The organism is Bacillus sp. 275 (assembly GCF_001999205.1).
Taxonomy (GTDB): domain Bacteria; phylum Bacillota; class Bacilli; order Bacillales; family Bacillaceae; genus Bacillus; species Bacillus velezensis.
The window spans coordinates 3709306-3735589 of sequence record NZ_CP019626.1 but is presented as its reverse complement, the minus strand read 5'-3'; the positions used below and the strand labels follow the sequence as shown (position 1 = coordinate 3735589).

At 47.0% G+C, this 26284-nt stretch carries 33 protein-coding genes; 3 read left to right on the top strand and 30 right to left on the bottom strand.

The annotated features are described in order from the left end of the window. Positions 1-47: 47 nt before the first annotated feature. From BZ167_RS18310 to BZ167_RS18295, 4 genes are all read right to left on the bottom strand, one after another. Entirely contained in the window at positions 48-392 is a 345-nt protein-coding gene (locus BZ167_RS18310) for a hypothetical protein (protein ID WP_007409423.1), read from the bottom strand. A 247-nt stretch (positions 393-639) separates the two neighbouring features. Beyond that, positions 640-1215 (bottom strand): signal peptidase I, encoded by a 576-nt coding sequence (lepB, locus tag BZ167_RS18305; protein ID WP_033574742.1) that lies wholly within the window; start codon positions 1213-1215, stop codon positions 640-642. An 80-nt stretch (positions 1216-1295) separates the two neighbouring features. Next, positions 1296-1787, bottom strand: a complete 492-nt coding sequence (locus tag BZ167_RS18300; protein WP_061860678.1) for a CcdC protein domain-containing protein — start codon at positions 1785-1787, stop codon at positions 1296-1298. A gap of 149 nt (positions 1788-1936) precedes the next feature. Beyond that, entirely contained in the window at positions 1937-2368 is a 432-nt protein-coding gene (locus tag BZ167_RS18295) for a peptidylprolyl isomerase (protein WP_003153363.1), read from the bottom strand. 284 nt (positions 2369-2652) lie between these two features. Between BZ167_RS18295 and BZ167_RS18290 the strand changes: the two genes are divergently transcribed. Further along, a complete protein-coding gene (locus BZ167_RS18290) occupies positions 2653-3552 on the top strand; it encodes a DUF1002 domain-containing protein (protein ID WP_014418285.1) in 900 nt (299 codons plus the stop codon). A 44-nt stretch (positions 3553-3596) separates the two neighbouring features. Here BZ167_RS18290 and lysA read toward each other — a convergent pair whose 3' ends face one another. The 24 genes from lysA to BZ167_RS18170 form a co-directional block, all read right to left on the bottom strand. Further along, positions 3597-4916, bottom strand: a complete 1320-nt coding sequence (lysA, locus tag BZ167_RS18285) for a diaminopimelate decarboxylase (RefSeq protein ID WP_015240129.1) — start codon at positions 4914-4916, stop codon at positions 3597-3599. A gap of 124 nt (positions 4917-5040) precedes the next feature. Next, complete coding sequence (locus BZ167_RS18280; RefSeq protein WP_007409417.1) at positions 5041-6522, bottom strand: spore germination protein; 1482 nt, start codon at positions 6520-6522, stop codon at positions 5041-5043. Next, positions 6476-7084, bottom strand: coding sequence for a stage V sporulation protein SpoVABEA (locus BZ167_RS18275; protein WP_025284950.1), 609 nt, complete (start codon positions 7082-7084; stop codon positions 6476-6478). Before BZ167_RS18275 ends, BZ167_RS18280 begins: the two co-directional genes overlap by 47 nt. Positions 7085-7087: 3 nt before the next feature. Next, positions 7088-7438, bottom strand: coding sequence for a stage V sporulation protein AE (gene spoVAE / locus BZ167_RS18270; RefSeq protein WP_007409415.1), 351 nt, complete (start codon positions 7436-7438; stop codon positions 7088-7090). Then, complete coding sequence (gene spoVAD / locus BZ167_RS18265; protein ID WP_012117894.1) at positions 7439-8455, bottom strand: stage V sporulation protein AD; 1017 nt, start codon at positions 8453-8455, stop codon at positions 7439-7441. Positions 8456-8466: 11 nt separating this feature from the next. After that, the gene (gene spoVAC / locus BZ167_RS18260) at positions 8467-8919 is read right to left on the bottom strand and encodes a stage V sporulation protein AC (RefSeq protein WP_003153353.1); all 453 of its coding nucleotides are present in this window, start codon (positions 8917-8919) and stop codon (positions 8467-8469) included. 12 nt (positions 8920-8931) lie between these two features. Further along, a complete protein-coding gene (locus BZ167_RS18255) occupies positions 8932-9357 on the bottom strand; it encodes a stage V sporulation protein AB (protein ID WP_014418289.1) in 426 nt (141 codons plus the stop codon). Beyond that, positions 9347-9967, bottom strand: coding sequence for a stage V sporulation protein SpoVAA (locus BZ167_RS18250; protein WP_007409412.1), 621 nt, complete (start codon positions 9965-9967; stop codon positions 9347-9349). Before BZ167_RS18250 ends, BZ167_RS18255 begins: the two co-directional genes overlap by 11 nt. A 126-nt stretch (positions 9968-10093) precedes the next feature. Then, positions 10094-10861, bottom strand: a complete 768-nt coding sequence (sigF, locus tag BZ167_RS18245; protein ID WP_003153348.1) for an RNA polymerase sporulation sigma factor SigF — start codon at positions 10859-10861, stop codon at positions 10094-10096. An 11-nt stretch (positions 10862-10872) separates the two neighbouring features. Beyond that, complete coding sequence (gene spoIIAB, locus BZ167_RS18240) at positions 10873-11313, bottom strand: anti-sigma F factor (RefSeq protein WP_003153347.1); 441 nt, start codon at positions 11311-11313, stop codon at positions 10873-10875. After that, complete coding sequence (gene spoIIAA / locus BZ167_RS18235; RefSeq protein WP_007409411.1) at positions 11310-11663, bottom strand: anti-sigma F factor antagonist; 354 nt, start codon at positions 11661-11663, stop codon at positions 11310-11312. The genes spoIIAB and spoIIAA overlap by 4 nt, the downstream gene beginning before the upstream one ends. A 95-nt stretch (positions 11664-11758) precedes the next feature. After that, complete coding sequence (locus BZ167_RS18230; RefSeq protein ID WP_007409410.1) at positions 11759-12928, bottom strand: D-alanyl-D-alanine carboxypeptidase family protein; 1170 nt, start codon at positions 12926-12928, stop codon at positions 11759-11761. Between the two features lie 136 nt (positions 12929-13064). Further along, positions 13065-13883 (bottom strand): purine-nucleoside phosphorylase, encoded by an 819-nt coding sequence (locus tag BZ167_RS18225; protein WP_007612343.1) that lies wholly within the window; start codon positions 13881-13883, stop codon positions 13065-13067. Positions 13884-13894: 11 nt separating this feature from the next. Continuing rightward, on the bottom strand, positions 13895-15079 hold the full coding sequence (gene deoB, locus BZ167_RS18220) for a phosphopentomutase (protein WP_015417748.1): 1185 nt from the start codon (positions 15077-15079) through the stop codon (positions 13895-13897). A gap of 167 nt (positions 15080-15246) precedes the next feature. Then, a complete protein-coding gene (xerD, locus tag BZ167_RS18215; protein ID WP_007612347.1) occupies positions 15247-16137 on the bottom strand; it encodes a site-specific tyrosine recombinase XerD in 891 nt (296 codons plus the stop codon). A gap of 7 nt (positions 16138-16144) precedes the next feature. Next, the gene (locus BZ167_RS18210; RefSeq protein ID WP_003153331.1) at positions 16145-16372 is read right to left on the bottom strand and encodes a YqzK family protein; all 228 of its coding nucleotides are present in this window, start codon (positions 16370-16372) and stop codon (positions 16145-16147) included. A gap of 115 nt (positions 16373-16487) precedes the next feature. Beyond that, positions 16488-16937, bottom strand: a complete 450-nt coding sequence (fur, locus tag BZ167_RS18205; RefSeq protein ID WP_003153330.1) for a ferric iron uptake transcriptional regulator — start codon at positions 16935-16937, stop codon at positions 16488-16490. A gap of 112 nt (positions 16938-17049) precedes the next feature. Next, the gene (spoIIM, locus tag BZ167_RS18200; protein ID WP_003153328.1) at positions 17050-17694 is read right to left on the bottom strand and encodes a stage II sporulation protein M; all 645 of its coding nucleotides are present in this window, start codon (positions 17692-17694) and stop codon (positions 17050-17052) included. A gap of 33 nt (positions 17695-17727) precedes the next feature. Further along, the gene (locus BZ167_RS18195; protein WP_032862885.1) at positions 17728-17997 is read right to left on the bottom strand and encodes a hypothetical protein; all 270 of its coding nucleotides are present in this window, start codon (positions 17995-17997) and stop codon (positions 17728-17730) included. A gap of 56 nt (positions 17998-18053) precedes the next feature. Continuing rightward, complete coding sequence (locus BZ167_RS18190) at positions 18054-18344, bottom strand: hypothetical protein (RefSeq protein WP_015417749.1); 291 nt, start codon at positions 18342-18344, stop codon at positions 18054-18056. Between the two features lie 112 nt (positions 18345-18456). Further along, positions 18457-19770, bottom strand: coding sequence for an NAD-dependent malic enzyme (locus tag BZ167_RS18185; protein WP_007409402.1), 1314 nt, complete (start codon positions 19768-19770; stop codon positions 18457-18459). A gap of 12 nt (positions 19771-19782) precedes the next feature. Continuing rightward, positions 19783-21189, bottom strand: coding sequence for a Na+/H+ antiporter NhaC (gene nhaC / locus BZ167_RS18180; protein ID WP_031378966.1), 1407 nt, complete (start codon positions 21187-21189; stop codon positions 19783-19785). Positions 21190-21331: 142 nt separating this feature from the next. After that, the gene (gene aspA, locus BZ167_RS18175; RefSeq protein WP_003153322.1) at positions 21332-22759 is read right to left on the bottom strand and encodes an aspartate ammonia-lyase; all 1428 of its coding nucleotides are present in this window, start codon (positions 22757-22759) and stop codon (positions 21332-21334) included. 37 nt (positions 22760-22796) lie between these two features. Then, complete coding sequence (locus BZ167_RS18170; RefSeq protein ID WP_022553011.1) at positions 22797-23786, bottom strand: type I asparaginase; 990 nt, start codon at positions 23784-23786, stop codon at positions 22797-22799. 176 nt (positions 23787-23962) lie between these two features. Here BZ167_RS18170 and BZ167_RS18165 point away from each other — a divergent pair, with 176 nt between their 5' ends. After that, positions 23963-24316: a helix-turn-helix domain-containing protein gene (locus BZ167_RS18165; RefSeq protein WP_007409399.1), complete on the top strand. Its 354-nt coding sequence runs from the start codon at positions 23963-23965 to the stop codon at positions 24314-24316. Positions 24317-24326: 10 nt separating this feature from the next. Here BZ167_RS18165 and BZ167_RS18160 read toward each other — a convergent pair whose 3' ends face one another. Together BZ167_RS18160 and BZ167_RS18155 are read right to left on the bottom strand one after the other, a co-directional pair. Further along, positions 24327-25490, bottom strand: coding sequence for a TIGR00375 family protein (locus BZ167_RS18160; protein WP_064115487.1), 1164 nt, complete (start codon positions 25488-25490; stop codon positions 24327-24329). Next, on the bottom strand, positions 25490-26044 hold the full coding sequence (locus tag BZ167_RS18155) for an NUDIX hydrolase (protein ID WP_031378964.1): 555 nt from the start codon (positions 26042-26044) through the stop codon (positions 25490-25492). Before BZ167_RS18155 ends, BZ167_RS18160 begins: the two co-directional genes overlap by 1 nt. A 78-nt stretch (positions 26045-26122) precedes the next feature. Between BZ167_RS18155 and mciZ the strand changes: the two genes are divergently transcribed. After that, positions 26123-26245 (top strand): Z-ring formation inhibitor MciZ, encoded by a 123-nt coding sequence (mciZ, locus tag BZ167_RS18150; protein WP_003153315.1) that lies wholly within the window; start codon positions 26123-26125, stop codon positions 26243-26245. Positions 26246-26284 lie beyond the last annotated feature (39 nt).

The following is a 26284-nucleotide window of genomic DNA, read 5'->3' as shown; positions in this document are numbered from 1 at the left end:
ATTCAGAAAAATAAAAAGCGCCCTTTTCCCATAAAAGGCGCCTTTATTTATTCGTTTACTTTGACGACCTTCAATAAGCCGTCAATCCGGTTTGATTTGCTGAAATACGCTTTAATCTTATCTCCCTTTTTCACATCGGAGAGATCCTGCTTCAGCTTGTCGCCGTTAAAAATAATTTTTGTGCCGTTTTCTGCCGTACCGTGGTACTCAGTTCCTTCGATTTTCGTAATTTTATATGTTTTGACTGTATATTCTTCTTTTTCCTGGGACAGGGTTTGTCCGATTGCAGTCGGCACGTCTTTCAGTTCAATATCGTTTATGACCATATAACCGCCCGCTAATAACAGCAGCAGTACAAGTAAAATGGCTGCTTTTGTTTTAATTCTTCCCATTTTTCTACCTCCAGCCCGTATCAATCTATTCATTACTATGTCATTTTCCTTTTTTTCATGAATAGAAAACCGTTCTTCCCTGCGTGAGTTATTCATATAACGTTTCATAAAGGGAAGATGTTTCATGTATCTGTAAAACTTTCTATCTATTAAATAGATATACGAATTTATGTTCTGTTTTTGAGGGTGGAAAGATAAATTTATATAAAAAAGCAGTTTTCCTCATGAAGAAAACTGCCTGTACGGTTTATTTCGTCTTGCGAATTTCATTAAACGGGAAGAAGACGAATTTTGATGTGCCCGCTATTTGTTTTTTCGTAAAGAGACCGAGGCCGTTGCGGCTGTCCATAGATTCTCTGCGGTTATCACCCATGACGAAATATTTGTCGTCCGGCACCTTCACCGGGCCGAAGTCTTCTGTCAGCCGGTCATAGCCTTCTTGCTTCGCCTTGTGCTTGTTTGCCGCTAAATACGGTTCGGACACTTTTTTGCCGTTGATGTACAGCTGATCGTTTTTCATTTGCACCGTGTCGCCGGGAAGTCCGATAATCCGTTTGACATAGTGCTCATTTTCTCCGTTCAGCACGACGATCTGGCCGCGTTTGAAGTCGCTTATGTATTTGACCGTCATATTGACAAAGATTCTCTCGCGGTCATGCAGCGTCGGATCCATTGATCTTCCATCAACGAGATAAGGGGCAAATAAAAAGTTTCGGATGAGCAGTGCCAGAACGACAGCGATGATAATGGCTTTCGCCCAATCAAGTACGGCGCTTTTTTTAGAAGTTTTTTCTTTTTCTGATTTCAAGTGATTTCCTCCCATTAGCCATGGTCGTTTTTATTTTACCATGAATCCCTGCACAGAGGGCAAATAAGCCCCGCACCTCATCCATTTTTTTCATTTTATAAGCCGGATCTGCTGATTTTACGGTATTTCACGAAGCTTCCGATCCGCCAAATGCACAAATACACAAAAGCAAGTTCCATCGTTAAAACGGCGAATTCCGCCGCGTCAATGTTTTTGAAATATTGGCTGAGCACGATACGGATCGCAATAATCGCGAGAATGACATATTTAAAGTTTTTATTCCGCTTGGAGTAGACAAAGCCGTCTTCCCGGATTTCATAGGCGGTTTGCGACAGCATGATGACGCCGAATACCGCGCCTAACAGTCCGGCGATGGCGAGCTCCCAAAGAGCGGGAAAATGAAACGGCTTTCCCGGGATATTCATGAGCTGGCTGATGCTGAATGTAAAAATGACGGCGATAATCAATAGCGGGAGAATGATGCCGAAGCCGCCGCCTTTAATCGGCCTGTTTCCCTTTTTCACCCTGAACCAAATCATAAGTGCGAGAATGAGAATAACAAATAAAACGGTTGCCAATTGAACCAACGTTTCTACCTCTTTTCATTGTTGTAATCGGTCTTTTTCACTATACCAGAATGATCGCTGATGTTCATATATGTATTTTTTCATGATTTACACATGAGAATTTTCATATACATAAAAAAACCCGCCTGAAAAAGGCGGGTTTTCCGTCATTATCCTTCTACACGGATTTCTTTCATTTTGTCTCCGTTAGACATGTTTTTCGCATGCTCTAAACCGCTTGTCACTTTTCCGAATACAGTATGAACGCCGTTTAAATGCGGCTGCGGCTCATGTACGATGAAGAATTGGCTTGAACCCGTGTCTTTACCGGCATGCGCCATTGATAAAGAACCGGCTTCGTGCTTATGCGGATTGCCTTCTGTTTCACATTTGATCGTTTTTCCGCTTCCGCCCATGCCTGTCCCAGTCGGATCTCCGCCTTGGCTGACAAAGCCCGGAATCACGCGGTGGAAAATAACGCCGTCATAAAAGCCCGTATTCGCCAGGTTTTCAAAGTTAGCGACTGTATTAGGCGCTTCATTCGGATAAAGTTCAAATTCAATTCTGCTGCCGTTTTCCATTTCGATGTAACCAGTTTTCATTCTCATTCCTACTTCCGTATTGTTTTTTGTCAAAGCCTTCTTCAATATGAATTTCAATTGTAAGCCGGCTTTCTTTTTGATATTCTTTTGAAGGAAGAGGCCTCTGCTCTTCTTTTCGCGGCTATTATACCACACCTTCAGCCGGAAAACGAATCTCCCCGCTTCCGCAGAAAGAAAATGAAACCAGAACAGCTTCACAGCCGTCTATGTATCGGAACTGCTTCACGCAGGCCCTCACAAACCGCTTCAAAACGGCATTTGTGAAAAGAAGGAGGTTAACCGCTTTGAAAAAAATGTGGATTGGATTGCTGGCGGCGGCCGTTGTATTGTGCACAATACCGAAAATCAGCCTGGCCGATGCCGCAGTCGGAGATGTCATCGTCACACTGGGGGCGGATCTGTCAAACGAAAACCGTCAGAAAGTGCTTGACGAATTAAATGTCCCTGATAACGCGACAAAAGTGACGGTTACGAATAAAGAAGAACATGAATATCTGGGAAAATATATATCGAATGCCCAAATCGGCACAAGAGCCATCTCTTCATCATCCATCACGGTGGCAAAGAAAGGGTCCGGGCTTGACGTTAAGACCCATAATATCGATTCCATCACGGATGAAATGTACTTAAACGCCCTGATGACAGCAGGAGTGAAAGATGCGAAAGTATACGTGACGGCGCCGTTTGAGGTATCAGGCACCGCAGCATTAACGGGAATCATCAAGGCATATGAAGTCTCATCAGACAAAGCGATTTCAGAAGATGTAAAACAGGTTGCCAACCAAGAGCTTGTCACCACTTCAAATCTCGGGGATAAAATCGGGGATAAAAACGCCTCCGCGCTCATCGCAAACATTAAAGATGATTTCGCGAAAAACGGTGTGCCCGATACAAAAGAAGGAATCGAGAAAAAGGTCGATGATGCGGCTTCAAACCTCAACATTACACTGACTGACGCTCAAAAAGACCAGCTCGTTTCATTGTTTAATAAAATGAAAAATGCCAAGATTGATTGGGGCCAAGTCGGCAGCCAGCTTGACAAGGCAAAAGACAAAATCACGAAGTTCATTCAATCCGATGAAGGCAAAAGCTTTGTTCAAAAAGTCATTGATTTCTTCGCTTCGATTTGGAATGCGATCGTGTCTGTATTTACAGGAGACAGCGGATCAAGTTCTAACAGCTGAATGCAAAAAGAGACCGGACGCCATTGTTCCGGTCTCTTTTTTATTTATTGTTTGACCCCCGTCTTAAACGGCAGATCCAGTTTTACAATGTCTTCATAAGTTTCCCTTCTAATGACAAGATACGCTTCGCCGTCTTCCACAAAAACGACGGCGGGACGCGGAATGCGGTTGTAGTTGTTAGCCATGCTGTATCCGTATGCTCCCGTGCAGAAAACGGCGAGAAGATCGCCTTCTTTCACTTCCGGAAGATCTATATCCCAAATGAGCATATCACCGCTTTCACAGCACTTGCCCGCGATGGATACCGTTTTATCGTGGTGTTCTCCGATTCTGTTTGCCGATACGGCCTCATATTTCGCCTGATACAGCGCAGGACGGATGTTATCGCTCATGCCCCCGTCAACCGCTGCATATTTACGGGTGCCGGGCACTTCTTTTTGCGAACCGATGGTATAAAGCGTCGTTCCGGCGTCTCCGACGAGCGAGCGTCCCGGTTCAATCCAGATCTCCGGAATGTCAAAAGCGTGCAGCGCTGCGTTTTCTTTTACCGCTTCGATAATTTTTTCCACATAAACGGCAGGATGAAGGGGTTCATCCTCCTCCGTGTAGCGGATGCCAAAGCCGCCCCCTAAATTCAGCACTTCAGAAACAAAGCCGAATGATTCTCTCCATTCATTCAGTTTTGTGAAGATTTTTTCTGCGGCCAGCACAAAGCCCGCCGTATCAAAAATTTGCGATCCGATGTGGCAGTGAACGCCGAGAAGGCGGATATGGTCTGACTGTAATACTTGTTCAATCGCCTTTTCTATTTGCCCGTTATGCAGATCAAAACCGAATTTGGAATCTTCCTGTCCCGTCGTAATATAATCATGCGTATGCGCCTCTACCCCCGGAGTGATCCGCAGAAGCACATCCATTGTGCGCCCTGATTTGCGGCACAGTTCCGCGAGTAAGGATATTTCATAAAAATTATCAACGACAATGCAGCCGATTTGATGATCGAGCGCCATTTTCAACTCTTCTTCGCTTTTGTTATTGCCGTGAAAATGAATCCTGTCAGCCGGAAAACCAGCCGCAACCGCCGTAAACAGCTCTCCGCCGGATACAACGTCCAGTGAGAGCCCCTCCTGCTCAGCGAGCTGTATCATCGCAACAGAAGAAAACGCCTTGCTCGCGTACGCGACCTGCGCCTTTAAATCCGCGTCAATGAATGCCTGTTTAAAGCTTTTAGCGCGCTCACGTATTAAAGCCACATCGTAAACATAAAGAGGCGTGCCGTAATGCTCCGCTAAATACAGCGCGTCCACACCTCCGATTTCCAAATGACCTAGTTTGTTTTGTCTGCTTGTGCCATGTAAGAACAATGCTCATTCCCTCTTTCTGATCCGCATATGGGTGAAAAGGACAGCTTCTTTTGAGCTGTCCTTATACAAGTCCCGTATAAGTTAAGACATACAATATCATAATCTTCTGTCGGTTTCAATGCGATTATGAACCGCTTGGCTGTCTTTGACGGTCTTTCGGGTGAACAATGCTCGGTCTGACTTTCGCTCCCGGCACTGTCGTCCGGACGAGCACCTGCCACAGCGCCTTGCCGTTAAACGGTAAAAACGGCCATAAATACGGCGTGTGAAACGAGCGGATATTCGCCATTATGATCAGCAGCAATGTAAAACCTATCACAAAGCCTTTCACTTGGAAAATGGCTACGAGAACCATTAAGATGAGGCGTATCATTTTATTGGCGAGGCTGAGCTCATAGCTCGGCGTGGTAAATGATCCGATGGCGGCGATCGATACGTACAGAATCACTTCTGCTGAAAACAGCCCCACCGCTATGGCGATTTGACCGATCAGCACCGCCGCAATCAGACCCATGGCGGTGGATAAAGCGGTCGGCGTATGGATCGCGGCCATCCTGAGAAACTCAATCCCCAAATCGGCCAAAAAGATTTGCAGAATGATCGGGATGTGCGTATTTTTATTTAAACCGATAAAATCCAATCTTTCGGGCAGAAGAGACGGTTCGAGAACAAAGAGGAACCAAATCGGAAGCAGAACGGTTGAAGCGATAATACCGAAAAACCTGATCCATCTTAAAAATGTGCCCACTGAAGGCGCCTGCCTGTATTCTTCCGCATGCTGAACATGGTGAAATATCGTTGTCGGCGTTATGATCACGCTCGGTGACGTATCGACGACGATGATGACGTGCCCTTCCAAAATGTGATTGGCGGCCACATCCGGCCGCTCCGTGTATCTGACCATCGGAAACGGATTGTAGCCTTGTTTGACGATGAATTCCTCCACCGTTTTATCAGCCATCGTCAGTCCGTCAATGTCAATCGCATTCACTTCGTTTTCGACGATGCTGACAAGGTCCGGGTCAGCGATGTCCTCTATATACACAATCGCAAGATCGGTCTTAGAGCGCTCGCCGACTTTCGTAATTTTGACGCGGAGCCTTTCGTCCCTGATTCGTCTTCTGATCAATGCTGTATTAATGACGATATTTTCGATAAAACCGTCTCTTGCCCCGCGGACGACCTTTTCCGTATCCGGTTCTTCAGGCGTGCGTCCGGGATAACTTCTGACGTCAACGATAAAGGCGAAGCCCGCGTCTTCAACGATAACCGCCACAAGTCCGGAAAGAACTTGATCCGTTGCTTCGTCGAGCGTTTTGACTTTTTGAACCTGCTGATTGACAAGTCTGTTTTCAACAACGTCAATCGCTTCATCCGCATTCTCGTCATAATTATTGACGTCGACGAGCTGTTCCATTAAATGAATGATAAACAAAGTATCGGTTAATCCGTTGACAAAGTAAATCTGGACTTCCCGGTCTAATACTCGAACTTTGCGGACGCCGACATCATAGCTCGTTCCCATACCGACGCGGTCTTTAAAAAATTGTTCATTTTTTCTAGGATCCCGGTACACCTTGATCATGTTTTCCGGTTTTTCCGGCATGGCTTTCGCTCCTTTCTAAAATGAATTCGACCGCCTTCATCGTGATCGGCGAGCCTTTTGATATGTCATCTTTTCTTCCCATCTTACCTATGTCGCCGATGCCCACAATGAGGGGAACGTCCAATTTATCCAGACAATACACCGTATCTCCGTTCATTCTGTGCTCGTCCATTTCTCTCATTCCGGTTTTATCGACGCCAAACTCCGTCACTTCTCCATCACGGTCAATGGAGACATCGACTTTCGTCCATTCTGCCTGATGGGTCTTAGAAGCGACCGCAATCACCCCCAGCACTTCAATGTCCTGATGTGAGGCGACATATTTCAGCGCCGTTTCGCCCGGCCCTTCCCCTTGCAGGCCTGAATCGTCAAACATGACAAACACCGGGTCATTCGGCGCGGCTTTAATCAGCTGAACAAGTTCGGGGCCGCTTCTCGTTGACGGATTGCCCTTTGATTGGGAAATACACCGTCCGCCTGCTTTTTCCGCGGCGTATTCAATTGTTTTGGCGGCGTATACGTCCCCGTCTGTCACAAGAATGACCTTCCGTTTCGTCATCAGGCATTATCCTTTCGGTTTAAAAATAACGGCTACAAGAAATGCGAATAAAATCGCTGAAGATATACCGGCGGAAGTAAGTTCAAAAATCCCCATGGCGATCCCGATAAATCCATGCTCGTGAGCTTGATGCATGGCGCCGTGCAATAAGCTGTGACCGAAGCTGACGATGGGAACCGTCGCGCCCGCGCCTGCGAATTCGATAAATTTGTCATAAATTCCGAACCCATCTAACAAGGCGCCGATGACGACAAAAGTTGTCATCACATGGGCGGGTGTCAGTTTAAAAATGTCAAGCAGCAGCTGACCGATAATGCATATGATTCCCCCGCAAACAAAAGCCAACAGATATTCCATTTATGATGCACCTCCCGCCCGCTCAAATACCACACCGTGCGCGATGGTCGGAATGGTTTCCTTCTGCTGGATCATTGTCGGACTTAAAAGCGCTCCTGTCGCGACAACGAGTACCCTGTTTAGAGTCCCCGCTTTTAATTGGTTAAAAATATGTGTGTACGTAACAAGCGCGGAGCAGGCGCAGCCGCTTCCGCCCGCAAACACCTGCTGGTCCGGCGTATAGATGAGAAGACCGCAGTCATCGTGTTTCGTCCCCACGGGATAGCCTTCTTCTTTGAGCAAATCTTTTACGATCGGCGAGCCGACGCCTGAAAGGTCTCCCGTTAAAATTAGATCATAATCATCCGCCGTCCGGTTTAAGTCCTGCAGGTGCTGTTTGATTGTGTCGGCGGCAGCGGGCGCCATGGCGGATCCCATATCGAACGGATCTGTTATTCCGAGGTCGCTTACCTTTCCCACTGTTGCGCTTGTAATCTTGATATCAGAAGGGTTTTGACTGATGATGACCGCCCCGCCCCCCGTGACCGTTGAAGTGGCGGTATCCGGTTTTTGCCCGCCGTACTCCGTCGGATTGCGGAATTGCCGTTCTGCCGTCGCGTTATGGCTGCTCGTGGCTGCGATCGCCCGGTTCGCAAAACCGCCGTCAATGAGCGCGGATGCGACGGCAATCGTTTCCATTGATGTCGAACAGGCGCCGAACAGACAGAGGAACGGAATTTTCAGATGTCTGGCGACGTAGTTGGCGGTCACATTTTGATTTAAAAGATCCCCCGCGAGTAACAAATCAATATCGCTCTTTTTCAAGTTCTGTTTTTGCAAAGCGGAGTTGATGGCATCTTCCATTAACTGACGTTCCGCCATTTCCCAGTTTTTCTGATTGCAATGCATTTCATCGTATGTCTTATCAAACAGCGAACCGATCGGGCCGTCTTTTTCTTTCGGTCCGGCTGCCGTCCCCGCCGCATTTACAAATAACGGGTTTTCAAACACCCAGGTTTGCTTTCCGGTCAATTTCATTTTTTCTCCTCCTACGAAAACAGTTTTTCACAAGCAAACCGTATCAGGCCTACGATATAGGCTGCCACGACGCCGAATACAATGACGTTTCCCGCCAATTTAAACATGTTTGTCGCTACTCCGAGCACGAGTCCTTCACTTCTGTGTTCCAGAGCGGCGCTTGTCATACTGTTTGCAAAACCCGTCACCGGCACGGCTGAACCCGCTCCGGCAAACTGCCCGAGTCTGTCATAAATGCCGAATCCGGTCAAAAGGGCGGAAATTAAAATAAGAGTGGCGGCCGTCGGGTTGCCCGCTGTTTTTTCATTAAAATTAAAAAAGTGGATGTAAAAGTCTTGAAGAGCCTGCCCGATCAGACAGATCAAACCGCCGATCAGAAAGGCTTTGACGCAATTCCAAACATATGGCGGTTTCGGCTGATAGTCTTTCACTTTTGTTTTGTAATTTTCTTTTAAGTTTGTCACGTCGGTTCCTCCTTATGAATGATGGATAAAATACAGCCAATGAAATAAAGAGCCGGCTATTTTGCCGAACACAATGGCCATCAGCAATATGATGATTTTGCTGCCGAAGCCGATCCGTTTGGCAAGAATGGGAAGCACATTCAGCACTTCTGTAAGCGCGGCGGCCAGCATGCCGACAAACATGCCGGCCAAAAGCCCGACCGGAACGGCCAGCCATTCAGATAAAAAAAAATGATTCATATTTAAGGTTTCCCAGCCGCCGAACACAGCTCCTGAAATAACAGCTCCTTCGTAGGCCTGTACAAAGCGCATTGTTTTTGTCAGCTGCATAAGGCGGGGGACGATTCCCATAACGGTTAAAAAAGCCACAAAGCCCGCACCCACGGTCAGCCCTCCGCCAAGCCCGACAAACATAACGAAAAGAATGCTAACGATCATGCAGATCTTTCATCGTCTCTTCATTTTCGTGCATTGCGACATAATGATCGAGATCAAGCTGATAATTAAACATCTCGACTTCCAGCGGGCTTGGCTCTTCATTCAGGCGTTTTTTGAAGATGTGATTAAAAAAGACGATCATACCGAGACCGAGGCCGATGCTGTATGGAATCTGAAGCAGATACGGATATTCATTCCGTTCGCCCGTTATGATTTCATATAAGGCGATATGAACTTCTCTCATACTGACATCTTCATGAAAATTCATAATGGCAAGACATGAACCGATAAAAAGCAGGAGCCAGACACCGACGAACAAAACGGCTGACAGCTGCTTTTTTTGGTAATGGATTTCCACTATCGTTTCAGCGCCGCCGACGGTCTGTACATCAAGAGCGGGAAAAGCGGTATGAATGGTTTTCAGCACTTTTATGATGTCCAGCACGACGATATTTTTATCTTTTTTCGTGACCTTATACAGCGGCAGTGCCGACAGTTTTTTTTTCAGCTTTTGCTGTCCCGCAATCTGCGCGGCGTCGCCGATTGTGATGATATCTCCGGTATGAGCCTTCACGCGGTGGCGAAGTCTGAGAAATATTCGTCTTTCCATCTTGCATCACCATCTTTCGGGTGGTTATATATGTAGTATGCGGTTCACTTTTGTTCTCATTCATCAGCGGCAAAAGACCATAAATTACCACCGATACACAAATAAAAAAAGCCGGCCCGTAAAAGGTCAGCTTTCCGTATGATCCATCTGCACTTTAATCTGCTTTAATATTTTTTTCTCCAGCCTCGATACCTGGACTTGGGAAATCCCGAGCCGTTCGGCTACTTCCGACTGTGTCTGATCTTTATAATATCTCAGATAGACAATGAGTTTTTCCCGTTCTTCCAAATCACTGATCGCTTCCTTGAGGGCGATTTTGTCAAACCACTTCTCTTCTGAATGATCGGCGATCTGATCAAGCAGGGTGATCGGGTCTCCGTCATTTTCATATACGGTCTCATGAATGGATGAAGGCGCCCGCACCGCTTCCTGCGCAAGCACCACATCCTCCGCGTCAATTTCTAAATGGTCCGCGATTTCCTGGACGGTCGGCACTCTTCCGTATGTTTTTGACAGTTCATCTTTCGCCCGGCGTATTTTATTGCCGAGCTCTTTTAAAGATCTTGAAACTTTGACGGTTCCGTCATCGCGGATGAAGCGCTGGATTTCTCCGATAATCATCGGCACGGCATAAGTTGAAAAACGGACATCATAGGACAAATCGAATTTATCAACGGATTTTAACAATCCGATACAGCCGATCTGAAACAGATCATCCGGCTCATAGCCTCTGTTTAAGAACCTTTGAACGACGGACCACACAAGACGCATGTTTTTTTCTATGAGGAGGTCTCTTGCCTGCTGGTCGCCCTCTTGGCTCTTTTTGATTAATTCTTTGACTTCATGGTCCTTGAGCTGCGCGTTTTTGCTGTTTTTCTTAACCTCCACATCCATAACAAATCTCCTTAATTACAAAGCGCTTTGCTTTTTGATAGGTGTTTTGTTAAGCGTATCGTCGTTCCCATCTCCGGCGAGGAATCAATCGTGACATCATCCATGAAGTTTTCCATAATGGTAAAGCCCATTCCGGAGCGCTCAAGCTCTGGTTTTGTCGTAAAGAGCGGCTGGCGCGCTTCCTCAAGATCCGTGATACCGAGGCCTTCGTCACGTATGGTCAGATAGACGACATGATCCTCCAGCGTAACGGAGATGTACACCTTTCCGTCGCAGTTTTCTTCATAGCCGTGGATGATCGCGTTTGTTACCGCTTCTGATACGACGGTCTTGATTTCCGTCAGCTCATCCATCGTCGGGTCGAGCTGTGCGATAAAAGAAGCAACTGTTACGCGCGCAAACGATTCGTTCTGACTGAGGGCTGAAAATTCAAGATGCATCTCGTTTTTCATGATGCCACCCCCAACGTTAAAAGCGCTTTTTGTTCTGATTGTTCGAACCTGATGATTTTAAACAGGCCGGACATGTCAAACAGACGCCTCACCGCGGGTGAAATCGCGCACACGACCATTTCTCCGCCGAGCTGTTTAATTTGTTTATAACGCCCTAAAATCACGCCGAGGCCGGAGCTGTCCATGAAGGTAAGATCTTCAAGGTTCAGCACGATGTGACGGATGCCGTCAGCCTCCAGCGATTCAGTAACCTTTTGTTTTAATGATTCTGCCGTATGATGGTCGAGTTCACCTGTTAATCGAATACAAAGCACGGATTCTTTGACATGGAAGTCAATTCCAAGGCTCATGCTCATTCCTCCTTGATATGATCGGATAATGAGTGTTTCGATTTTCGGGAAAGCAATTCCTTCACTATGACAAAACTAGTGCCCGTTCGCCACGATTATTTAAATTTTGTCCAATCTCCCATCGTCCGCTTCAGAAAAGTGAGAAAACCCGCTTTTTCCATGTCGTCTTTTGCCGTGACCGGGCTTTCAACGAGCACCTTTCCGTCTTTTTTCAGAACGAGGCTGCCGAGCACCTCTCCTTTTTTAACCGGAGCCGTTACATTGCCGTTGATTTTCACTTCTTTTTTTACTTTGTCCATGTTCTCTCCCTTTTTGGCCAGAAGAGAAATCGGCTCAGATGTGGTCAGCTTGATCAGTTTCTGTTTTCCTTTTTTCACTTTTACCGTTCCGACGATTTGATCCCGTTTGTACAGCGGGTGTGTTTTGAACTGGCTGAAGGCGTAATCAAGCATTTTGGTCACTTGGGCATTTCTTTCTTTCGGAGTGCTGGCTCCGAAAACAACAGCAATGACCCTCATATTTCCTTTTTTAGCGGTGGCGGTTAAACAATACTTCGCTTCGCCTGTAAAGCCCGTCTTCACGCCGTCTACACCCGGATAAAATTTGATCAGCCGGTTTGTATTGACGAGCCAGAACTTTTTGTCTGTATTTTCTCTTAAATAATCCTCATACGTTCCCGTAAATTGAGTGATTTTATCATACTTTAATAATTCCTTCGCCATTTTCGCCATGTCATAAGCAGAGCTGTAATGGTCTTTTTCAGGCAGTCCCGTCGGGTTTTTGAAGGAGGTATCTTTCAATCCTAATTCTTTTGCTTTTTTGTTCATCCGGCTGACGAAATCCTCTTCTGAACCGGCAATATACTCCGCCATTGCGACGGATGCGTCATTTCCGGAAGCTATCGCAATTCCTTTGAGCATTTCTTTTACCGTCATTTCTTCTCCGGGTTCAAGGAAAATCTGTGATCCGCCCATGGACGCGGCATGTTCACTCGTCCTGACTTTATCGCTCATCTTTATTTTCCCTTTGTCAAGCGCTTCCATGATTAAAAGCATGGTCATAATTTTTGTCATGCTTGCCGGCGCCAGACGCTCCCGGCTGTTCTTGTTATAAAGAATGCTTCCCGTATCGCGTTCAATCAGCACGGCGCTTTTGGCTTCATGAGCGAGCTCCGATGTATGTTTTCCGTCCGGCTTTGCAAAAGCGGACGGTGCTGATGCCGTTAATAAAATGCCAATCAACAAAGTGGATATAAGACGTTTCATCTCCAAAGCCCTCCATTTCATAATCCTTTTTATTTTTTCCAAATCCGGTGGTTTTATACGCCTCATCTGGAAAATGTTTCGTGTTGAGGGCACAAAAAAACAGCTGCTTCCGAAGAAACAGCTGACTTATGCTGACTTATTTTTGAGATCGTGCGACTACGGCTTTTACAAGCTTCAAAAAGCCGCCTTTTACTTTTTCCGTCATTTCCATTACTTCTTCATGGGATAACGGCTGGTCAAGAATACCTGCCGCCGCGTTGGAAATGCATGAGATGCCGAGCACGCGCATCCCCGCGTGGTTGGCGACGATGACTTCCGGCACGGTCGACATGCCTACAGCGTCAGAACCCATCGTTCTTAAAAACCGAACCTCAGCCGGCGTTTCGTAAGACGGCCCCGTAACAGCTGTATACACCCCTTTTTGAACAGGAATGCCCAGCTCATCGGCCGTTTTTTCAGCCAAGCTTGACAGCTCTTTGTCATAGGCTTCTGACATGTCCGGGAATCTCGGTCCGAATTCAGCTTCGTTCGGCCCGATTAACGGGTTGGTGCCCGTAAAGTTGATGTGGTCTGTAATAATCATCAGATCGCCGGCCCGGAATTCAGTGTTGATACCGCCGGCTGCGTTCGTCACGACAAGGGATTCAACGCCGAGCGCCTTCATTACGCGGACGGGAAATGTGACCTGATCCATTGAGTAGCCTTCATAGTAATGAAAGCGGCCCTGCATCGCGATGACCTGCACACCTTCAAGCGTTCCCATCACAAGCTGGCCGGCATGGCCTTCTACCGTTGAGACCGGAAAATCAGGGATCGTTTCATATGTAAGCTTGACAGCTCCTTCAATTTCATCGGCCAATACGCCGAGCCCTGACCCTAAAATCAGACCGATCTTTGGTGTTTCTTTCACGTGTTCTTTAATAAATGCAGCAGCACGTTCGATCTTTTGTTTCAAAAAAAGTCCCCCTACTGTAATCTTGATAAAAAGCTTTTTCCGTATTCCGGCTTTTCCGTTTTGAAATTATCCGCAATGGTTGCGCCGATATCGGCAAATGTATCCGCAAGCGGCAGCTGTTCAGTGTGTTTGTGCTTTTTGCTGTACACAAGAAGCGGCACATACTCCCGCGTGTGATCCGTGCCGTGATGGACAGGATCATTGCCGTGATCCGCAGTGATGATAAGCAGATCGTCTTCTTTCATTTTCTCAAACACTTCCGGAAGCCTTGCGTCGAATTCCTCGAGCGCTTTTCCGTACCCTTCTGGATCGCGGCGGTGTCCGTACAGCGCGTCAAAATCAACGAGGTTGGCAAAGCTCAGGCCCGTGAACTCTTCACCGAGCGTTTCAATCACTTTGTCCATGCCGTCCATATTAGATACCGTCCGGCGGGAAGATGTAATGCCTTCTCCGTCATAAATATCAGAAATTTTGCCGATGGAAATGACGTCTAATCCGCTGTCTTTCATTCCGTTCATTACCGTGCGGCCGAACGGTTTGAGCGCATAATCATGACGGTTCGGCGTGCGTTTGAAGCTGCCCGGTTCTCCGACGAACGGTCTTGCGATAATCCGGCCGACCATGTACTTCGGATCAAGCGTCAGTTCTCTTGCCGTTTCACAGATGCTGTACAGTTCGTCAAGCGGAACGACATCTTCGTGAGCCGCAATCTGCAGTACGGAATCTGCTGATGTATAAACGATCAGCGCACCCGTTTCCATATGTTCTTTTCCGAGCTCATCCAGAATCGCCGTGCCTGAAGCCGGCTTATTTCCGATGATTTTCCGTCCTGAACGCCGCTCAAGTTCCTGAAGAAGTTCATCCGGAAATCCTTCCGGGAACACTTTAAACGGTTTTTCAATGTAGAGGCCCATAATCTCCCAGTGCCCCGTCATCGTATCTTTCCCGTTTGACGCCTCCTGCATTTTTCCGTAGTACGCAAGAGGGTGCTCCGTTTTTTCCACGCCCTTAATGTCTCCGATCAGTCCGAGACCGAGCTGCGCCATATGGGGCATATGTAAGCCGTTCATGTGCTCTGCGATGTGTCCGAGCGTATTTGCGCCTATATCATTAAAATCGGCGGCGTCCGGCGCTTCACCGATTCCGACAGAATCCATTACGATCAAAAATACCCGGTTATATTTGTATTCAGACATCATAAAAGCCTCCTTTTCTTCCATCTGTCCATTGTAGCTTACAGAGGTCAGACAACTCAAGTATAAACCGTTTACATTCTTGTTGACAATGCCGATTCAAATAATTAGAACCTTCTCTGTATTCCGCCAATCCGGCAAAAAAGCCGCGGCCCCTCTGGCAGCGGCTCCTAAGCGCGCGGATGATACTGTTTGTACACGTCCTTCAGCCTTGTTTTCGTCACATGCGTATAAATTTGCGTCGTGGAAATATCGGCATGTCCGAGCATCTCCTGCACGGCGCGCAGATCCGCCCCGTTTTCGAGCAGGTGCGTTGCAAAGGAGTGCCGGAGCGTGTGCGGTGTCAGCTCTTTTTTAATCCCCGCTTCAAGTGCGATTTTTTTCAGGTTTTTCCAAAAACCTTGACGGCTGATCTGCCTGCCGTGATGATTCAGAAAAAGCGCTTCGGTTACATTTTTCTTTAATAATTTCCCTCTGGCTTTTTCAATGTATGCTTCTATCGCATGAGAAGCGGCTTCACCAATCGGCACAATCCGCTCTTTCCGCCCTTTTCCGAAGCAGCGGACAAATCCCATCGTCAAATGGACGTCGGATAATTTCAGCTCGATCATCTCGCTGACCCTGATGCCGGTTGCGTACAGCAGTTCAAGCATGGCTTTATCCCTGAGGCCGAACGGACTGTCAAGCTTAGGCGTGTCCAATAACCGCTCAACTTCGTGAAGCGCCAATACTTTCGGAAGCGTCCGCTCTGTTTTTTGTGTTTCAATATGTACCGAAGGATCTTTATCCGCGGCTTTTTCCCTTAACAGAAATTGATGAAAAGACCGGATCGACGCCAAATGCCTCGCAGACGTCTTGCCGGATTTCCCGGAGTCCTTTATATGCTTTAAATATTGAATAATATGAAGACGGGTCACATCATTCCATGAAGTGATCTGAAGGCTTTCAGTTAAGAAGAGAGAATAACTTTTCAGATCACGCTCATAGGACATCATCGTATTTTGGGACAGCCCTCTTTCAACCCTCACATAATGGATGAAATCCTTAATTTGATCCTTCACTCTTGATCTACTCCCCGTTTTGGTAAAAAAAGATCAATCGGCCGAACCAGCCGTCTTTCTCCTCATGTTCCGTTTTGGCCACTTTGACGGCGGAGCCTTCCGGTTTATCGTACCGATGATAGTTTTCATACTCTGAATTCACCCATATCATAGCATAATAGAACAGCGCGGTAAAACCTGTGAACAGAATAAACACTTTGATCGTATCCGCGGCTGTTTTTAAGAATCTGCCCATCTTTCGATCGACCCTTTCTGTTGGCGGCTGTTAGTACACCTTATGCCAATTTCAAAGGCTTTTATACATAAAAACAGCAAAAAACCCTTTCCTGGCAGAAAAGGTTCGTAGGCTTTTACTCTGTTTCATCCCCGCGGCAGCGGTGGCAGATTCCGTGAAAAGTCAATCTATGATCTTTAATTTTAAATTTCCAATCACGTTCAATCACTTCTTCAACGTCTTCAAGCAGATCTTCTTCAATTTCATCGACGGCTCCGCACTCCATGCACACCAAATGGTGATGAAAGTGAGCCGCGCCTTCTTTGCGAAGGTCGTAGCGGGATACGCCGTCCCCGAAGTTAATTTTATCAACGACTTTTAATTCTGTTAATAATTCTAATGTACGGTATACTGTAGCGAGACCAATTTCAGGAGATTTCTCTTTTACGAGGAGGTATACATCTTCTGCGCTTAAATGGTCTTCTTCGTTTTCAAGCAGCACTCTTACCGTTGCTTCCCGCTGTGGCGTAAGCTTGTAGCTTGACGAGTGCAGCTGCTTTTTAATTCGATCAATACGGTTTTCCATGTCTTTCCCTCCTACGCCGCATTCCATGACTCATTATAACAAAATACGCGCAGAGTTCCAACTATAATTATTATAAACTGATAAATAAAAGTATTATTTTGTGATAATCATTCTAAAATATGCGTGATGACAGCTTTTCCATAAACAGCGGAGACACGTACGCCTCGAGCAGCGAAGCGATGACCGAGAAGAAAACGATGAGAATCAGCACGAAGGCGTAGCGTCCGAACCATTGGATCGGCGCGTCATGAAGGCTGCGTTTGACAAACAGCTGCCGGATCAGTTTCAGTGAAAAAGCGATAGAGCATGTCCCCATGATAAGATACGCCGGAATGAGAACGACGTTTTGCGGCAGAACCGAAATAAATGACAGGAAAAACCCGTTCATCCCCATTTGATTCACTAAAAAACCGACCGTGAAGCCGACGACGATTCCTTTTAAAAACACCATAATGAAAATAACCGGAAGACCGATCACGGAAATACCGAGGATCCACATCAGCCCCAAATATTTTACATCATGAAAGACGGCCTGCCAAAACATTTCTGAAGCGCCGGCATGTTTTCCGTCAGACAGCTGTCCGAAAAACTTGCTTAAATAGTAATACAAATCTTCTTTCTGCGTGATGGTCATGCTGTTGACGATGATCGCCCCGAAAATGACTCCCATCAAAAACAAGACGAACACAAATATATAAAGTGACAGATGATCCTTTACATGGCGAAAAAACAGTTCTTTGTACGATTGTTTTCTCATACCGCTTTCCTCCCGCTAATCTATTGACTTGATTTAGTAGATTGTATGAAAGAAAAGAGAAAACATGACAGAGAAATCATAGAAAGGCGCGAGATTCGGGCATAAAAAAAGAACCCCGTCATCACTCCGGTGATCATAGGGGTTCCTTTTTTTATGCTTTATTCTTTCAAGCCTGTCTTTTTTGGTTTTCGTCACTCTTTCATGGGTGCTGAAAGACGGCGCCGTCCCCCTTGACAGGACTGCGTCACGCATTCCGTTTCTTTTGAGATGCTCCCGCATTTTTTTCGTTTTGCTCTTCGCCATGTGCCAATCGCTCCTTTTTCCCTTTTCTTTATCATAACAAAAAAATCCAGATGTGTTCATGAATACGGCTCATGTTTCGACCGGTAAGCGCGCAGAGACGTTTTGGCAGATGAATAGCTCCCCATTGCGGCGTATCCGTAAAAAAACCCCATGAAAATCCCCGCATACACGTGTTCATGATGACCGAAAACGATAGACACAACATTTCCGGCAGCAAGGGCAATCGTGGGAACGAATATGCCCGGAACCCGGCAGAACACTTTGATCAGCTGTGTGGCGCATAAGACGACCGGCACGCCGATCACAGCATCCCAAATATTTGTATGGATCAGCGGAAAATAATCCACATCGACACCTCTTTATTCCGTCTTTTGCTATCTGTTAGCCTGCCTAAGAATTCCGCTTCCTATTCATGATAAAAAAACAGCACCGGCACACATCCGGTACTGTAAGAGTTGTTTATTTCCCTGCCGCGGCCCGTTCTACGGCTGCTGATACGGCTTGATGCACGTCGGCATCCAAAGGCTGAGGCACGAGATCGCCGTGTTTTGTGCAAGAGGCGATGGCTTCTGCGGCCGCCACAAGCATTTCATGGTCGATTTTCTTGCTTTTGGCGTTCAGCGCGCCGCGGAAAATCCCCGGGAAGCCGAGAACATTATTGACCGAACGGCCGTCAGCTGCATAAGCGGCTCCGGCTTGTAATGCCTCTTCCGGTTCAATCTCCGGCTTCGGATTAGATAAAGCCAGAATGACGTGTCCTTTTCTGACATCCTCTTTTTTAATGAGACCCGGAACTCCTGTGGTGCTGATCACAATGTCACACGTGTCCATTAATTCTTTGATGCTTCCAAGCGGCTGACCTCCGTACTGAGCGAGGCGGTTCATTGCGTCTTCTGACTTGTCCGTTCCGCAGACCGCTTTGACTCCGTATGCCATAAACATGCGGCAGATGGCGACGCCTGCCGCGCCGAGACCGATCTGACCGACCTTCGCTTCTTTTAAATCAAGACCGGCGCTTTTACAAGCGGAAATGGCGGCGGCGAGCGTGACGACCGCCGTGCCGTGCTGGTCATCGTGCATAACCGGAATGTCCAGTTCTTCTTTCAGGCGGTCTTCAATGTCAAAGCAGTGGGGCGAACCGATATCTTCAAGCAGAATTCCGCTGAACCCCGGGGAAATATGTTTTACCGTGCGAATGATTTCTTCCGGATCAGAGGTATCGAGCAAAATCGGAATTCCGCTGATACCCGCCAGCTGGTCAAAAAGCGCGGCTTTCCCTTCCATTACGGGCATTCCGGCGACAGAGCCGATATTGCCGAGGCCGAGAATCGCCGTTCCGTCGGTGACAATGGCGACAGAATTGCTGATTGTCGTATAGATGGACGCTTTTTCAGGCTCGTTTTCAATCAGTCTGCACACATCGGCGACACCCGGTGTATAAACACGGCCAAGCTCAGCCAGTGTCCGGATCGGCATTTTGCTTTTCATCTGAATTTTGCCGCCTTCATGAGCAGAGAGCACTTCATCTGAGACTGTATGAAGCCGGATGCCTTCACCGAGAGCTTCAATGGCTTGAATGATTTCCTGCAGCTGCTCTTCATTTTCCGCCTGCACCGTGATGTTGCGCATTGTGTAGTTCGGGCCGACTTTAACGGTTTCAACTTCCCCGATATCTCCGCCCATCACTCCGATGGCGGTTGCCACTTTTCCGAGATTTCCGGGAACAGTCGGCGTTTCAATCATTAACGTCCGAATCATATGCTTTGTAATCATGAAATGAACCTCCTAACCCAATTTTTGAGATTGCAAGGATTTTTCTTTCGTGTACCAAATGAATTTCCCCGTGTACCCGTACAATATTGCCAGTCCGATAGATACAAAACTGAGCCACATGAACGGCAGATAAGAAAATGTGGATACGCCGAGAATGCCGGCCATATAGATGCCGTTATCAGACCACGGCACCATCCCTGAAGTAAGCGTGCCGCCCACCTCTGCGTTCCGGGATAAAACTCTTCTGTCAAGTTTCAGTTTATCATAACTGTTCTCCATGATTTTCGGCGTCAGGATCAATGACACGTACATCGCACAGCCGAAAATGTTTCCTAAAAGGGCGACGATCAATGTCGAAAGCGTCACATTTCCCGGTGTGGTCAGCTTTTTCTCAAAAGTTGAGACAATCACTTTTAATACGCCGAGCTTCTCAAGAATTCCTCCGAAACCGAGACCGAACAGGATAACGACTAACGTATCCAGCATACCGGTAATGCCTCCGCGGTTTAACAGGCCATTTAAAAATTCGACGTCCGTTTTTATGGAAAAACCATTATAAGCAGTCGCGATGGCACTGGCAAAATTCATTCCCTGAAAGACGGAAGCCCAGATTGCGCCAAGCAAAGCACCGATGACGATAACGGGCATAGACGGCTTTTTCAAAATCAGAAGGACAACGACGACAACAGCCGGAATGAGCATCCATATATGAATGTCAAACGTTTTCTGCAATGAAGATTTTAAAAATTCCACTTTGCCGAGATCAATATTTTTTCCGCCGTATATAAATCCCGTTACGGTAAACAGAATGGCCGTAATAATATAGGACGGAATTGACAGATACATCATCGCTCTGACGTGTGACAGCACATCCACCTTAGAAAGCGTGGAGGCAAGCACCGTACTGTCAGACAGCGGTGAAAGCTTGTCTCCGAAGTAAGCGCCGGACAAAACGGCTCCCGCTACGATCGGGAGCGGTATACCCATTCCCTCTCCGATGGCAATCATGGCGATCCCCGCGGTCCCCACGGTTCCCCACGACGTTCCGGTCGCAACGGACATAACGGAACAAATCACCAATGTAGCAAGCAGGAAAACATGAGGATTAATAAACTCTAAACCATAATAAATTAACGTCGGCACAACGCCGCCGGCAATCCATGTCCCGATAAGCGCACCGACCGAAACAAGAATCAAAACCGCTTCAAGACCGTTTGATATCCCGGTGACAATCGAAGCCTGCAAGTCTTTATATGAATGTCCCAGCCTGACTCCGAGAATAATAGCGATAAACCAGGATATAAATAGAGCAAGCTGGATCGGCAGGTCTAAAAACACTGTGAATGATAAGACAAGCGCTAAAAACCCGAATAATAAGATAATAATTTCCAATAAATTTGGCAATCTGACCTCTTTCACAAGAAAATCCCCCTAGAAGAAAAAAGCTAAAACGCTTTCATCAAATGATATAACAGATTATACTATACTGCCTCATCCCTTTGTATGGCAACCGCCTATTCACTAAAAAACGTGAAAAAGGCGGCTGTTGTTGCTTTAAAATTTATTTTTCTAATAGATCTTTTCCGGCAATCCCCGGTTTTGTCATTTCATACGGATTCAAAATGATATCCAATTCTTCTTCTGTCAGTACATCATTTTGAAGGCAAAGATCTCTTACAGATTGCCCCGTCATGATTGCTTCACGGGCAATTCGCGCAGCCGCTTCATACCCGAGATGCGGATTGACCGCTGTAATGACGCCGACGCTTTTTTCCACGTATTGCTTCAGACGTTTTTCGTTGGCTTCAATTCCCGCCAGACAATGATCGGTAAATGAACGGAACCCGTTATTCATGATGCTGATGGATTGAAGCAGGTTAAATACGAGTACCGGCTCCATTACGTTAAGCTCCAGCTGGCCCGCTTCTGAAGCGAGGCAGATCGTATTGTCATTCCCGATGACCTGGAAGGCGATTTGGTTGATCAGCTCTGCCATTACAGGGTTGACTTTCCCAGGCATAATGGATGATCCCGGCTGACGGGCGGGCAGTGAAATTTCCGCAAGTCCCGCGCGCGGACCTGAAGCCATTAAGCGCAGATCGTTGGCGATTTTAGACATGTTCATCATGCATACTTTCAACGCGGCTGAAACTTCCGTATACGCATCAGTGTTTTGTGTGGCGTCAACCAAATGGCCGGCGCCGACAAGCGGCAGTCCGCTGATGTCAGCCAGGTGCTTCACAACCTGTTCTATGTAGCGCGGATCGGCGTTAAGTCCCGTACCTACGGCCGTTGCCCCCATGTTTACTTCATACAGATGCTGGCGGGATTGTTTAATTCGCTTTATGTCACGCTCAAGCACGCGGCTGTATGCTTCAAATTCCTGTCCGAGACGGATCGGCACAGCGTCCTGAAGGTGTGTGCGCCCCATTTTAATGACAGAATCAAATTGTTTCGCTTTATCTTTAAAGACACTGAGCATATGCGCCATCGTATCAAGGAGCTTATCCAAAAGTTTCAAGGTTGAAATATGGATTGCCGTCGGGAACACGTCGTTCGTCGATTGTGACATGTTGACGTGTGTGTTCGGGCTGAGGTGAATGTATTCACCTTTTTTATGCCCCATGATTTCAAGAGCCCTGTTGCCGATTACTTCGTTGGCATTCATGTTCATGGACGTTCCGGCTCCCCCTTGGATCGGATCGACGATAAATTGGTCATGCCATTTCCCCTCAAGAATTTCATCTGCGGCCTGTACAATCGCATTTCCGATTCCTTCATACAGCCGTTTTACATCCATGTTGGCAAGCGCCGCCGCTTTTTTGACGATGGCGAGCGCATTAATCATTTCTTCGTGGATGCGGTAGCCGGTAATCGGAAAGTTTTCTTTCGCGCGCAGCGTTTGTATTCCGTAATACACATCAGCTTCAATTTGTTTTTCTCCGAGGAAATCTTTTTCCTGACGATATTCTTTTTGCGCGTTTGTCATGCTAAAACCCTACTTTCTCTTTGTGGTAGTCATGTTTTTACAGTACAACGTCGTCTGCGATCGGTGTCTCCATAATGTTTTTGACTTCAGCCAAGTTGTGAGACTGGCCGAGCGCCCACATTAATTTCGGCACGATGGCTTCCGTGTTCATATTTCTGGAGCGGATAATGAGATCTTGATTGACTCTTCGGCCGACTTCATAGACGCTCATGTCCTCTCCTTCTTCAAGACATTGTGTCGTAATGACGACGACAATGCCGCTTTCAATCATTTCATTGACTTTGGCGAGAATGTCTCTTCCTTCAAACGGCACACCGCCGCTGCCGTAGCTTTCAATGACGATTCCTTTGTACATGCCCTTTAATGCGTCAAACATTTCCGGTTTCAGCCCCGGGTGGAGCTTGAGCAGGCACACGTCCGTGCAAAGTGAAGTATTGACCGTAAAAGCATCGTCTTTTGGGATGTGCACTTGTTTGTTGTATTCAATTCCGTTTTCGGTAATAAACGCGATATACGGATAGTTAATGCTCTCAAATGCATCATAGCTTTTCGTTCTTAATTTAATGGCGCGTGTGCCTTGAATGACTCTGCCGTCAAATACGACGTATACGCCGCCCACCCCTTCACATGCGAAGCGGATCGCGTCCGTGATATTTTTTTTGGCATCGGTTTTTTGAAATGTAATCGGGATTTGCGAACCCGTAATGACGATCGGTTTATCAGCATGCTGAAGCATATAAGACAGTGCCGCTGATGTATAAGCCATTGTGTCTGTCCCGTGCGTAATGACGAACCCGTCATATGCGTCATATTTTTCTTTGACAGCATTTGCGATTTCGGCCCAATATTCAGGCTGCATATTTGTGCTGTCGATGTTCATTAACGAATGGGTTTCCATCGTGTAATCGTTATCAAGTTTTGATACGTAGGTTAACAATTCGTCTGCTTTCACCCCGGGTGCAAGCCCGTTTTCTCCTTCGACTGAGGCGATTGTTCCTCCGGTTGTTAACAGCAATAATTTTTTCATACCCTGCACCTCTTCATCCATTTCTCAAGATGTGTTAAGCATTCGCTTTTCGCATACTTTTAATCAAATTATAGACAGACGAATGAAATTAATCAAGTGATTATTATTCAATTCGCGTACACTTTTGCATATCGATATGATATAATTTGCTCAAGTGAAAAGGAGCGGTTTTGAATATGAATTTAGATCGTTTAACTGAACTGAGAAAAAAGAAAAATTGGTCTCTTCAATATACGGCTGACCGTCTCGGCATCGCCAAAAGCACGTACGCCGGGTATGAATCAGGATACCGGCGTCCGTCATTCGAGGCGCTAGGCACGCTTGCCGATCTGTTTGACACGACGTGCGACGATTTACTCGGGCGCACTGAAAAAAAGGCGGAGCCGTTTGCCCAGACCATCGAATTAACAAACGCCGCACAAGGCCGCGGCACACTGACCGTTGACGGACAGCCGCTGAATCAGGATGAAATCATCGAATTGATTGCGTTTGTCCGCACGAAAAAGAAGGTGCAGGAGGAGCTCCGTTAAAAACCGGCTTTTACGGCTTGATTCTGCCGTACGTCCCTCCGCCCCCGGCCTCAAGGACGAGCTGCCCGGTGCGCGCTTTATGAATGACAGCCGCTATTTTAGGCTGGACGACACGCGCCAGCTCCTCTTCTTGCGCCTGATGAAGAATCGCCATCTCCGTCCCGAAGGCCCGCTTCAGTTTTTCTAACGTTTTCGGCCCGACCCCGGGAATGAACTGCAGCGGGATTTGATGAATATACGGCGGCCGCGGCATGCGGCTTTTTTTCGGTCCGCTCAGTTCCTCCAGCCGTTCACTGACCCCTTTTGTCATTGTTTTCCCCCCGCACTCCGGACATGCGGAAGCTCCTTTTTCAACCGGGCTGCCGCAGCGGTCGCAAGCCGTCCGGTAATACTTCCCGAGCTTCGGGTTCAGCCCGTAATTCGCCGTGATTTTTCTTCCGTCCTTCCCTTTTAAAGCCAGCGAAAATTCCGTGAAATTCGCTTCTTTAAGAAGCATTTCATTATATTCTCTGCCGATTTTTCCTAAGGAATGCGCATCAGAATTTGTTAAAAATGTATACGGATCAAGTTCTGTTACCCGCGAAGCCATGTCGGTGTCACAGCTTAACCCGAGTTCCGCCGCGTCAATGAGCGACGGGTCGAAAACTTCTCTCAAAGAAGATATGACCCCTTTTCCGTACAGGCTTTTATGCGGGGTGAACATATGGGCGGGAATAAACAGCCCGCCCAATTCCTTTGTTTTCCTTTGTAGATTCAAACCGGTTTCATAAATGCGCTGGGAACTGAGATGGATATTTTTAAGCCTTTTTGCGAGCCACTCAGAAAACATCTTCATTTCGGCAAGAGCCGGCATAAAGACGAGAACGTGAATCGGCCCGCGGCATGTGTGATCATAGATTTCAAGCTCACTGCCCAACAGAAGCGTCGTATTCCGATACCGGATGCCGCCTTCTTTCAGCTCACGGTATCTGCCTTCATCAATTCCGCGCTCGATTTCTTCTATGACTTCCGGGGAATGGCAGTCGATGATGCCCAATAGTTCAATTCCCTTCCCCTCACTGGCTTCTTCTAAAATCCGGTGCAGCGTCAACGTTTTGGCCCCGGTGATTTTGACCGGTTTTCCCGTATAGGTGCGGCCGATATGAATATGCAGATCCGCATAGATGGTTTTCATCATTTTTCCTTCAGCGCTTCTTTCAGCTGGAGATACTGAATCGCGTACGCCGTTTTTGCGTCATACACCCTGCGGGATTCAATCAGCTTCACGGCCTCTTCAAGCGTGACCTGCATGACTTCGACAAATTCATCCTCATCCAGCTCTCGTTTTTCTTCCAGCGGCGAAAGCCCTTCCGCAAGAAAGAGATGCACGATTTCATCAGCAAACCCGGGTGATGTATAAAAAGCGGTGATTTTCGTCAAGGTTTCCGCCGTATATCCCGTTTCTTCCTCGAGCTCTCTTAACGCCGTATGTTCCGGCTCTTCCCCCTTTTCAAGCTTCCCGGCCGGAATTTCAACGATTGTCCGTTCCAGCGGCTTTCTGAACTGGTTCACCAAAATGATTTTTCCTTCCTCGGTCACCGCAAGTACGGCCACCGCTCCCGGATGTTTGACGATTTCCCGCTTGCTTGTTTTTCCGTTCGGGAGCTCTACATCCTCTAAGTAAAGATCTATGACTTTCCCGTCATACAGCTTTTTTTTCGCAAGTGTTTTTTCTTCTAAATGTCTCATCATGTCATCTCCCGTTCTGTCTCTCTATTATGCCTCATATATTTTATCATACATGCATGAGAGGGAGGTGCTTTTCGATTGAAGGTGTACCGGAAGGATAAAAGTATCGTATTGGTCGGAAAGGCGTGGGAAGTGCGGGCTAAACTGAAAGAATACGGACGGACATTCCGCTATGTCGGAGATTGGATCACCGGGCCTTAACAGTTGAAAACTTCGCGCCTTTATATTACGGTCAATAAA

Bases quoted from the DNA above. Each gene is read 5' to 3' on its own strand.
- BZ167_RS18210 (WP_003153331.1), bottom strand. From the start codon at position 16,372: ATGGGCAGATTCTTAAAAACAGCCGCGGATACGATCAAAGTGTTTATT.
- spoVAE (WP_007409415.1), bottom strand. From the start codon at position 7,438: ATGGAATATCTGTTGGCTTTTGTTTGCGGGGGAATCATATGCATTATC.
- spoIIAA (WP_007409411.1), bottom strand. From the start codon at position 11,663: ATGAGCCTTGGAATTGACTTCCATGTCAAAGAATCCGTGCTTTGTATT.
- sigF (WP_003153348.1), bottom strand. From the start codon at position 10,861: ATGGATGTGGAGGTTAAGAAAAACAGCAAAAACGCGCAGCTCAAGGAC.
- BZ167_RS18310 (WP_007409423.1), bottom strand. From the start codon at position 392: ATGGGAAGAATTAAAACAAAAGCAGCCATTTTACTTGTACTGCTGCTG.
- spoVAD (WP_012117894.1), bottom strand. From the start codon at position 8,455: ATGAAATTGACCGGAAAGCAAACCTGGGTGTTTGAAAACCCGTTATTT.
- BZ167_RS18255 (WP_014418289.1), bottom strand. From the start codon at position 9,357: ATGATCGTTAGCATTCTTTTCGTTATGTTTGTCGGGCTTGGCGGAGGG.
- BZ167_RS18250 (WP_007409412.1), bottom strand. From the start codon at position 9,967: ATGGAAAGACGAATATTTCTCAGACTTCGCCACCGCGTGAAGGCTCAT.
- lepB (WP_033574742.1), bottom strand. From the start codon at position 1,215: ATGGGAGGAAATCACTTGAAATCAGAAAAAGAAAAAACTTCTAAAAAA.
- BZ167_RS18230 (WP_007409410.1), bottom strand. From the start codon at position 12,928: ATGAAACGTCTTATATCCACTTTGTTGATTGGCATTTTATTAACGGCA.
- deoB (WP_015417748.1), bottom strand. From the start codon at position 15,079: ATGTCTGAATACAAATATAACCGGGTATTTTTGATCGTAATGGATTCT.
- BZ167_RS18295 (WP_003153363.1), bottom strand. From the start codon at position 2,368: ATGAAAACTGGTTACATCGAAATGGAAAACGGCAGCAGAATTGAATTT.
- BZ167_RS18165 (WP_007409399.1), top strand. From the start codon at position 23,963: ATGAATTTAGATCGTTTAACTGAACTGAGAAAAAAGAAAAATTGGTCT.
- BZ167_RS18170 (WP_022553011.1), bottom strand. From the start codon at position 23,786: ATGAAAAAATTATTGCTGTTAACAACCGGAGGAACAATCGCCTCAGTC.
- BZ167_RS18155 (WP_031378964.1), bottom strand. From the start codon at position 26,044: ATGAGACATTTAGAAGAAAAAACACTTGCGAAAAAAAAGCTGTATGAC.
- BZ167_RS18280 (WP_007409417.1), bottom strand. From the start codon at position 6,522: ATGCCGGAAAAACCGGAAAACATGATCAAGGTGTACCGGGATCCTAGA.
- spoIIAB (WP_003153347.1), bottom strand. From the start codon at position 11,313: ATGAAAAACGAGATGCATCTTGAATTTTCAGCCCTCAGTCAGAACGAA.
- aspA (WP_003153322.1), bottom strand. From the start codon at position 22,759: ATGACAAACGCGCAAAAAGAATATCGTCAGGAAAAAGATTTCCTCGGA.
- BZ167_RS18185 (WP_007409402.1), bottom strand. From the start codon at position 19,770: ATGATTACAAAGCATATGATTCGGACGTTAATGATTGAAACGCCGACT.
- spoIIM (WP_003153328.1), bottom strand. From the start codon at position 17,694: ATGAGAAAACAATCGTACAAAGAACTGTTTTTTCGCCATGTAAAGGAT.
- fur (WP_003153330.1), bottom strand. From the start codon at position 16,937: ATGGAAAACCGTATTGATCGAATTAAAAAGCAGCTGCACTCGTCAAGC.
- BZ167_RS18160 (WP_064115487.1), bottom strand. From the start codon at position 25,490: ATGAAAACCATCTATGCGGATCTGCATATTCATATCGGCCGCACCTAT.
- BZ167_RS18195 (WP_032862885.1), bottom strand. From the start codon at position 17,997: ATGGCGAAGAGCAAAACGAAAAAAATGCGGGAGCATCTCAAAAGAAAC.